The sequence below is a fragment of the Acinetobacter sp. UNC436CL71CviS28 genome, from assembly GCF_000620525.1.
Taxonomy (GTDB): domain Bacteria; phylum Pseudomonadota; class Gammaproteobacteria; order Pseudomonadales; family Moraxellaceae; genus Acinetobacter; species Acinetobacter radioresistens.
Genome location: NZ_JIBB01000062.1, coordinates 1 through 7,705, shown reverse-complemented (window position 1 = coordinate 7,705; position 7,705 = coordinate 1). Strand labels below are relative to the sequence as shown.

At 41.0% G+C, this 7,705-nt stretch carries 7 protein-coding genes and 1 pseudogene; 1 reads left to right on the top strand and 7 read right to left on the bottom strand.

What is annotated here, in order from left to right:
• From N518_RS16945 to N518_RS0114610, 7 genes are all read right to left on the bottom strand, one after another.
• On the bottom strand, positions 1 to 172 hold a 172-nt coding region (locus N518_RS16945; RefSeq protein WP_241211380.1), incomplete at its 3' end, for a helix-turn-helix domain-containing protein.
• Between the two features lie 345 nt (positions 173 to 517).
• Positions 518 to 1,480: a protease SohB gene (sohB, locus tag N518_RS0114635; protein ID WP_005025322.1), complete on the bottom strand. Its 963-nt coding sequence runs from the start codon at positions 1,478 to 1,480 to the stop codon at positions 518 to 520.
• A gap of 49 nt (positions 1,481 to 1,529) precedes the next feature.
• The gene (locus N518_RS0114630) at positions 1,530 to 2,201 is read right to left on the bottom strand and encodes a hypothetical protein (RefSeq protein WP_017401209.1); all 672 of its coding nucleotides are present in this window, start codon (positions 2,199 to 2,201) and stop codon (positions 1,530 to 1,532) included.
• A 92-nt stretch (positions 2,202 to 2,293) separates the two neighbouring features.
• Positions 2,294 to 3,202, bottom strand: a complete 909-nt coding sequence (gene pstB, locus N518_RS0114625; RefSeq protein ID WP_005015045.1) for a phosphate ABC transporter ATP-binding protein PstB — start codon at positions 3,200 to 3,202, stop codon at positions 2,294 to 2,296.
• A gap of 13 nt (positions 3,203 to 3,215) precedes the next feature.
• Positions 3,216 to 4,613: a phosphate ABC transporter permease PstA gene (pstA, locus tag N518_RS0114620; RefSeq protein ID WP_005025316.1), complete on the bottom strand. Its 1,398-nt coding sequence runs from the start codon at positions 4,611 to 4,613 to the stop codon at positions 3,216 to 3,218.
• Positions 4,610 to 5,989, bottom strand: coding sequence for a phosphate ABC transporter permease subunit PstC (gene pstC, locus N518_RS0114615; RefSeq protein ID WP_026444452.1), 1,380 nt, complete (start codon positions 5,987 to 5,989; stop codon positions 4,610 to 4,612). The genes pstA and pstC overlap by 4 nt, the downstream gene beginning before the upstream one ends.
• 100 nt (positions 5,990 to 6,089) lie before the next feature.
• Positions 6,090 to 7,121: a substrate-binding domain-containing protein gene (locus N518_RS0114610; RefSeq protein WP_017401210.1), complete on the bottom strand. Its 1,032-nt coding sequence runs from the start codon at positions 7,119 to 7,121 to the stop codon at positions 6,090 to 6,092.
• Between the two features lie 297 nt (positions 7,122 to 7,418).
• On the opposite strand from N518_RS0114610, the pseudogene N518_RS16460 reads away from it, so the two are divergent.
• Positions 7,419 to 7,705 (top strand): annotated as a pseudogene (locus N518_RS16460) (IS4 family transposase); the annotation flags it as partial.

Sequence of the window (7,705 nt, the reverse complement as noted above, 5' to 3'; positions counted from 1 at the left end):
GTTTTCTGTGACCACGTCTACGTCTAGCGAAGGTGTTATCAGAAGCATATCGAGCTTGATAAACGTCATTGATGCTATTTCTTTTAAGCTCACGATAGATCGTACTAGGATGTCTTTTAATGAGTTCAGCAAATTTTCTGGCTGAAAAGCCTTCTTTTCTTGACTCAAGCATTAATGCAGTACGATCTTCAAAGTTAAGATGATGGTATGACAATTTTATATACTCCATAAACCCTTTAAATTAATTAGGTGGTTTATGTCGCACTTCAAGTTTTACTCTGCCCAGTATTGAAACCTGGCAAGAAACTCAACGTATTGCAAACTTGACTTTGAAAGAACAGAAGAAAGCTGAGCATAAAGCAAGACGTCAAGCTAAATGGGAAGCTTTTAAATCCCATTTCCATCGTGAGCATGCTAAATAATTTCTCTGTATAATTGTCCTGTTTTTACATCAATATAATTTCCTATTAAAAAAGCTCACTTTAGTGAGCTTTTTTAATAGGACTTCACGATAATCTTAAAGTTCTGGATCACGCATCTGTACCAGATTGGAACTGGCTTTAGCCAAGGTATCCATTACTTTATTTAGTACTGCTGGCACCAGTGCATCTGCCATTTGCGCGGCCTGAAGACCCAGTTTTTCGCCTAAGGTTGGTTTACGGCGAGTTGAAATAACATACACATCATGCTGTGGTAGAGCACTCAGTAAATACTCATCTGAAGTTTTCAGCTCATCTACTAAATTTAAATCTAGAGCATCCTGACCATACCAATGCTCACCTGTTGCTACTTTCTCAACATTTAGTTTTGGGCGGTATTTTTCTACAAAATGCTTAAACAAAGCATGGGTCTGTTGCAGTTCCTGCTCAAATTTGGCTTTACCTTCTGGCGTATTTTCGCCGAACATAGTAACAGTACGCTTATATTCGCCTGCAGTATAAAGCTCAAAATCGACATTATGTTCTTTTAATAAACGGTTAAAATTTGGTACCTGAGCCACAACACCAATTGAACCAACAACAGCAAATGGTGCGGTAATAATTTCATTTGCAATACAGGCCATCATATAACCACCGCTGGCAGCAACCTTGTCTACACAGATAGTTAAGTGAAATCCTGCATCACGTAAACGCACCAGCTGTGCTGCTGCGAGTCCATAACCATGTACCATTCCACCCGGACTTTCCAGACGCACCACTACACGGTCTTTTCCTGCTTTAGCCGTTGCCAGAATCAAGGTGATTTCTTCACGCAGATTTTCAACAGCTGAAGCTTGTACGTCGCCTTTAAAATCGATGACATAAATTTTCTGGTTATTTTTTTTACGTGCCCGCCCTTCTTTTGCCAGTTGTTGAGCAAGTTGCAATAATTCGAGTTTAGACGCTGTTGTCTGCGCAATTTTTTTTCGTTGTTCATTGACACGCGCATTAAGATGGCTAATACGAATCTCTGCGGGTAACTTTGGCGTATGAAATAACATAAAAAATCTATTCTCAGTTTAATTCGGTTTGTATCTTTAGATTAGGTCACTACTGGCATTTTTCAATAGCTTTATTATGTTTGTTATTTGCTCGTTCTTGTCTGATCAATAAAGCATATTGATTCATGATTGCTTTGATGGCGAATAAACGGAAATATATCCAGAATAATCCTGAATATAATACACCTATAATGAAGGCATTTATTGGCCACCAAGTTTGAATCCAGAAGTTACCACGTCGACCATTTTCAAAAGGGGTAAGCAGTGAGTACATCAGAATAAATAAGGCCAGGAACAGAAGAATAAAGCAATATTCTTTAAAAGGGGTATGCATAAAAGGTTCTTTACCTTTAAGTTGAGCAATGCGATAACGATACATTTTAAAATCAGAATTTGCCTTAATATAAGCTCGCCATTTTTGGCCAACCTTAATATTACTTTTTTGTCGTTTTAACCAAAAATAAAGTACAAAGCCGATTAAACTCGATACAACCACAAAGATGTCATATAACCAGCGATGATAATTGGTCATTCCCGGACTTTGAGATGTTGCAAACAAGCCATGATGGGGTATTAAAGTTGCAAGAGCTATACTCAATCCTACCATCAGCATAGCAAAATATTGATCTATATATTTGGTGCCAAACAGAACCTGGAATAAGTCTTTTAAAGCATGTTTCGAAATTTTTGCGTATTCTCGTTCTTCCGGCGTCAATTGCATTATTTTTTTAGCATGAAATTTTTATATCTCGCATCATAACAAAAAAACAGAGTATCAAGACTCTGTTTTTTTTAATATCTCAGGTTAAATAATTAGCCGAAGCGTCCTGTAATATAAGCTTCAGTCAATTGATGATCAGGCTGTGTAAAAACCTTTTCCGTAGAGTTGACCTCAATCAGATCACCTAAATGGAAATAAGCTGTCCGGTCAGATACACGCGCTGCCTGCTGCATCGAGTGAGTTACAATCGCAATGGTATACTGATTCGAAAGCTCCGAAATCAGTTCCTCTACCTTTGCAGTCGCAATCGGGTCAAGTGCAGAACATGGCTCATCCATTAATATCACTTCTGGACTTACCGCAATAGTACGGGCAATACATAAGCGCTGCTGCTGTCCACCTGAAAGTCCTGTACCAGGCTGATTCAAACGGTCTTTGACCTCATCCCAAAGTCCAGCCTTACGCAGGCTGTTTTCGACAATTTCTTCAAGGTCGTATTTGTCACGTGCCAGACCGTGCAGTTTAGGCCCATAAGCAACATTATCAAAAATCGATTTTGGAAACGGATTCGGCTTCTGGAACACCATTCCGACCTGTGCACGCAGTAATACGACATCCAGATTTGGATCATATATATCTTGCTGATCCAGTGTTACTTTTCCTGTAACCCGGCAGCTGTCAATAGTATCGTTCATGCGGTTCAAAGTACGCAAAAATGTTGATTTACCACAGCCTGATGGTCCAATGAATGCAATCACTTCATTTTCATAAATTTCAAGGTCAATTCCTTTGATCGCTTCTGTTTCGCCATAATAAACATGGACATCATCAGTGCAGATTTTGACTTTGTGTGCTGTTTCTTTTTTAGACGCTGCAGATGTATCGAACTGGGATACAAACGAAGTTGCAGATGTCTTGCCTGATCCGGTGACAGGTATTTGGGTTGGTTCTGAATTCACGGACGGTTCCTGCTTGTAAGCATTCATAACATTAGTATTCATATCTTGTCCTCAATTACCAGCGTACTTCAAATTTCTTACGTAACCAGATGGCCAAGCTGTTTAGGCCAATCATGAGTGCCAGCAGTACAATAATGGCGGCTGCTGTACGCCCTTCAAAAAAGTTACGTAATTCATTGCCCTGCCACAGAAAAATCTGTACAGGTAAAGCCGTGGATTGATCTAATGGGGAGGTTGGCACACTGGCCACAAAGGCACTCATACCAATCAATAATAGAGGAGCTGTTTCACCTAGTGCCTGCGCTACCCCAATAATTGCACCGGTTAAAATTCCTGGTAATGCAAGAGGTAACACATGATGAAAAATAGTTTGTACACGGGATGCACCCAAACCTAATGCAGCTTGACGAATTGAGGGAGGTACAGCTTTTAACGAGGCCCGTGTTGTGATAATAACCGTAGGCAATGTCATCAAACTCAGTACCAGACCACCCACTAACGGTGCCGATAATGGCAGATGCATCCAGCCAATAAAGATCGCAGCACCTAGTAAACCAAATACAATTGAAGGTACAGCGGCCAGGTTATTGATATTTACTTCAATAATATCGGTAATATAATTTTTTGGCGCAAATTCTTCCAGATAAATCGCACTTGCCACACCGATTGGAATCGAGATAAAGATGACAATCAGCATCATAAACAGCGAACCCATAAAAGCGCCAGCCAGTCCTGACGTTGCAGGAGAACTACGCGAATCGGGATTCGTAAAGATTTGAGTATTAAATGAAGTGGTCAATACACCTTGTGCTTCCATTTCATCTGCAAGCTTGCGTACTTCTGGACTTAACTGCTGCTGCTCATCCGGAAGATCACGGTCAATCTGGCCATGCACCCAGACATCCACATTGGCATCAGCCAAAATCTTGATGTCTTGCGTTTTACCAATTAAAGTGGGATTTTCAAATACCATATCGCGTAATCGGTAAGATTCCGAGCTGGTATAAATCTCCCCTAGCTCATCACGCTGTGGCGCCAGTGCAGGTGCTTTAGAGATAATACCATTTACGATCAAGGCATCCCAATCTACCATACCCATCTTTGTTTGCCAGGCAATGTAACGCTCCTGGAACTGGGCTGGACTTTCGCCTGCTTTTTGAACTGGACGTGGTCCGGCGTCAATAATATTAGGGTCAAAATATACAGGTACCGACATACCAGCTTGCCAGAACGCGGGCAAACCTTTAATCAGAATACTGCCAAAAAGTAAAGCCACAAAGAATAGCCCGGCCATTACTGCACTAAAGCCAGCAATACGGAAGATTTTCTCTTTACGATGACGCTTACTGAGTGATTTGGCAATTCTGTCTTTACGTTTTGCGCGCAAATCGGCAGCAGCTTGAGCATCGAATATATCTTTTTGGCCCAGCGGAGAAGTATTGGATGTACTCATTCGTATTGCTCGCGGTATTTACGCACAATGTAAAGTGCAACAATGTTAAGACCCAAAGTAATTACAAACAGGGTTAAGCCCAAGGCAAACGCCACCAGTGCCTGTGGACTGGCGAAATCAGTGTCACCAGTAAGTTGGTTAACGATAGTAACTGTTACTGTAGAGACAGCTTCTAGTGGGTTACCGTGCAGGATTGGACTGTTACCCGCAGCCAGCACCACGATCATGGTCTCGCCAATGGCACGTGAAGCAGCTAGCAAAAAGGCACCAATAATTCCGGGTAAAGCTGCTGGAAGTATCACCTGCCTAATGGTTTCAGACTTGGTCGCTCCAAGTCCCAGTGAACCGTCCCGTAGTGAACGCGGCACCTGAGTAATAATGTCATCTGACAGTGAAGAAACAAAAGGAATAATCATAATTCCCATCACAAAACCGGCAGTCAGTGCACTGGTTGCATTGATATGCAGGCCAACCGTATCTCCCAGCATCTTAAAGAACGGGCCAATGACCATTAAAGCAAAGACACCATAAACAATCGTCGGAATACCCGCCAGAATCTCAATAGTGGGCTTCGCCCAGGAACGTAAACCTGGAGATGCATATTCAGCCAGATAAATCGCAATTAACAGTCCAATTGGGACAGCTACCAGCAAAGCGATAGCACTGACCATGAGTGTGCCCCAGATCAGTGGCAACAAACCATAACTGCCTTCTGCGCCACCTGATGTACTAAAGCCCGGATTCCACTCTGTTCCAAAAAAGAATTCCAGAGGACTGACGAACTGGAAAAAGCGCATTGCTTCACTAAACATCGAAAGTACAATGCCAATCGTGGTCAGAATAGCAACTCCTGAACATAAAATCAGGCCAATATTAATGGCTTTTTCGACCTGATTACGTGCTCGGTACTGCTGACTTACATGTTTTTTTGCCCAGACCAGACCACCTAGCGCTACAGCAATAACCACAGCCATTTTGGAAAAGTTACCAATCATCTGGAATTTGGCTAACTGTTCTGCCGCTGCAACCTCATAAGCTGCTGGTTGATCACTTACCCCAAAACCTGATGCAATTGCCCTGATTCGCTCAACGATAACATCCAGTCCAGCAGGGTCCAGTGCCGTTACAGTCGCTGCCGGTATATTATTAAGGATAATATGCTTTAGAATATTTGGCTCAACCAGATTCCACACAATTAAAATTATAAAAGCCGGTATACCACACCATAATGCAACCAGTGCGCCATAATAGCCCGGACGCGAATGCAGACTGGCAGAATTATTCTCTTTACCTGCCAGTTTACGGCTTTTGGTGAGCCCAACCTGATAAGCAATTGCAATCAGCGCCAGTAACACTCCAATGAGCAGCAGATTCATGTATTCTCCACAATTCTTTCACATGACCGCATGAAAAAATCTTATTTACGCGAAAGCTGATGGCAGGTCTTCCCTGCCATCAGTCTTGAATAAGTCCACCTTACTGAACAGTTTTACCTGCTTTAAAATTTGCCAGTACTTTGGCACGTTCTGAGTCAGACAGTGAAATCAAGCCAGCCTTTTCAAGTTTAGAACCTTTACCTGAAACCTTTTTATTCAGGAAGTATTCTACATACTGCTCAAGTCCTTTGATTGATTTCAGGTGCTCACCTTTTACATAGAAGAACAGTGGACGGGAAACAGGGTACTTACCAGAAAGGATAGTTGCTTCAGACGGTGTTACATTATTTACTGATGCTACACGCAGGCGGTCACGGTTCTGGTCATAAAAACCTAGACCAAATACACCAACTGCGCTCGGATTTGTTTTCAGACGGCTGAGTGTTTCAGTATAGTCACCTGAGATTTCAATGACACGACCATCTTTACGGAAAGTCGAACATACAGTTTTTTGAGTATCTTTATCTAGATTCTTGTTGTACTCATATGCCTTACAGCCCAGATCAACCATTTTTTCCTGGAACACTTCACGTGTACCATGGTTAGATGCAGGAATAACTAAAGTAATCGGTTCATTTGGCAAGGTCTTGTCAATCTGGTTCCAGCGAGTATACGGGTTAGCAACCAGTTTACCTTTAGAAGGCAGTTTTTCTGCCAGTGCCGCATATACATGGTAAGGCTTTAACTTGAATGCTGCCTTGTTGGCATTTGATGCAAATACAATACCGTCATAACCGATCTTGATTTCCTGAACTTTGTTTACACCAGCTTTTTTACAGCTAGCAAGTTCAGTATCTTTAATTTCACGTGATGCATTTGCAATATCAATTGTATTGTCGCCTACACCCTGACAGAACTGTTTTAGTCCGCCTGAAGTGCCACCAGAACCTACAACTGGTGTTTTAAATTGTGGAAAAGTATTACCAAACTCTTCAGCAACAATACTCACATATGGAAGGACGGTTGAAGAACCGGCAATCTGAATGGTATCGCGAGTCGCATTCGCGGTTGTTGCTGCAGCTGCCCCAGTAACTGCTAAAATGATGCCAACATGACGTGGATTTAAGCGCATTCTCTTCTCTCTTAATTTTGCAATTTTTCCGTACTCCACTTGTTTACAGTGTTAGTACATTTTGGATAAGTGCATTTTGAGTTTAAAATATGACAAATAAGTTACACCTTTATGACACTTTCATGATCTCATCTAGAGCACTTCATATATTAAATTAACTATATAATTATATTAGAATTTTTATTTTAAATTTTTTCAAATAACAAGATTAACATTTAAAATTATACTCTGTACACGACAAAAATAGATAACTCATTGAAATAATGTCATAATAATTGTTTTCTAACGACGAATACTATGACACATCTCAATGAGTTATATCTTATCTTAAACAAATATCTAAAATGGAACAAGTCACATTTAAAGTGCTTTGCGCTCATCATGCTTGTGATTATTTTAAAGCAAACATGTAATCTTTCTTCTGCATCTAAAGCCTTGCCCATCAAGTGCTTACCACAATCATTTTATCGACGTATGCAGCGCTTCTTTGCAGGTCAGTATTTTGATTATCGTCAAATTTCTCAGTTGATTTTCAATATGTTTTCATTCGACCAAGTGCAACTGACTTTAGATAGAACCAATTG

Bases quoted from the DNA above. Each gene is read 5' to 3' on its own strand.
- sohB (WP_005025322.1), bottom strand. From the start codon at position 1,480: ATGTTATTTCATACGCCAAAGTTACCCGCAGAGATTCGTATTAGCCAT.
- pstA (WP_005025316.1), bottom strand. From the start codon at position 4,613: ATGAGTACATCCAATACTTCTCCGCTGGGCCAAAAAGATATATTCGAT.
- pstC (WP_026444452.1), bottom strand. From the start codon at position 5,989: ATGAATCTGCTGCTCATTGGAGTGTTACTGGCGCTGATTGCAATTGCT.
- N518_RS0114610 (WP_017401210.1), bottom strand. From the start codon at position 7,121: ATGCGCTTAAATCCACGTCATGTTGGCATCATTTTAGCAGTTACTGGG.
- pstB (WP_005015045.1), bottom strand. From the start codon at position 3,202: ATGAATACTAATGTTATGAATGCTTACAAGCAGGAACCGTCCGTGAAT.
- N518_RS0114630 (WP_017401209.1), bottom strand. From the start codon at position 2,201: ATGCAATTGACGCCGGAAGAACGAGAATACGCAAAAATTTCGAAACAT.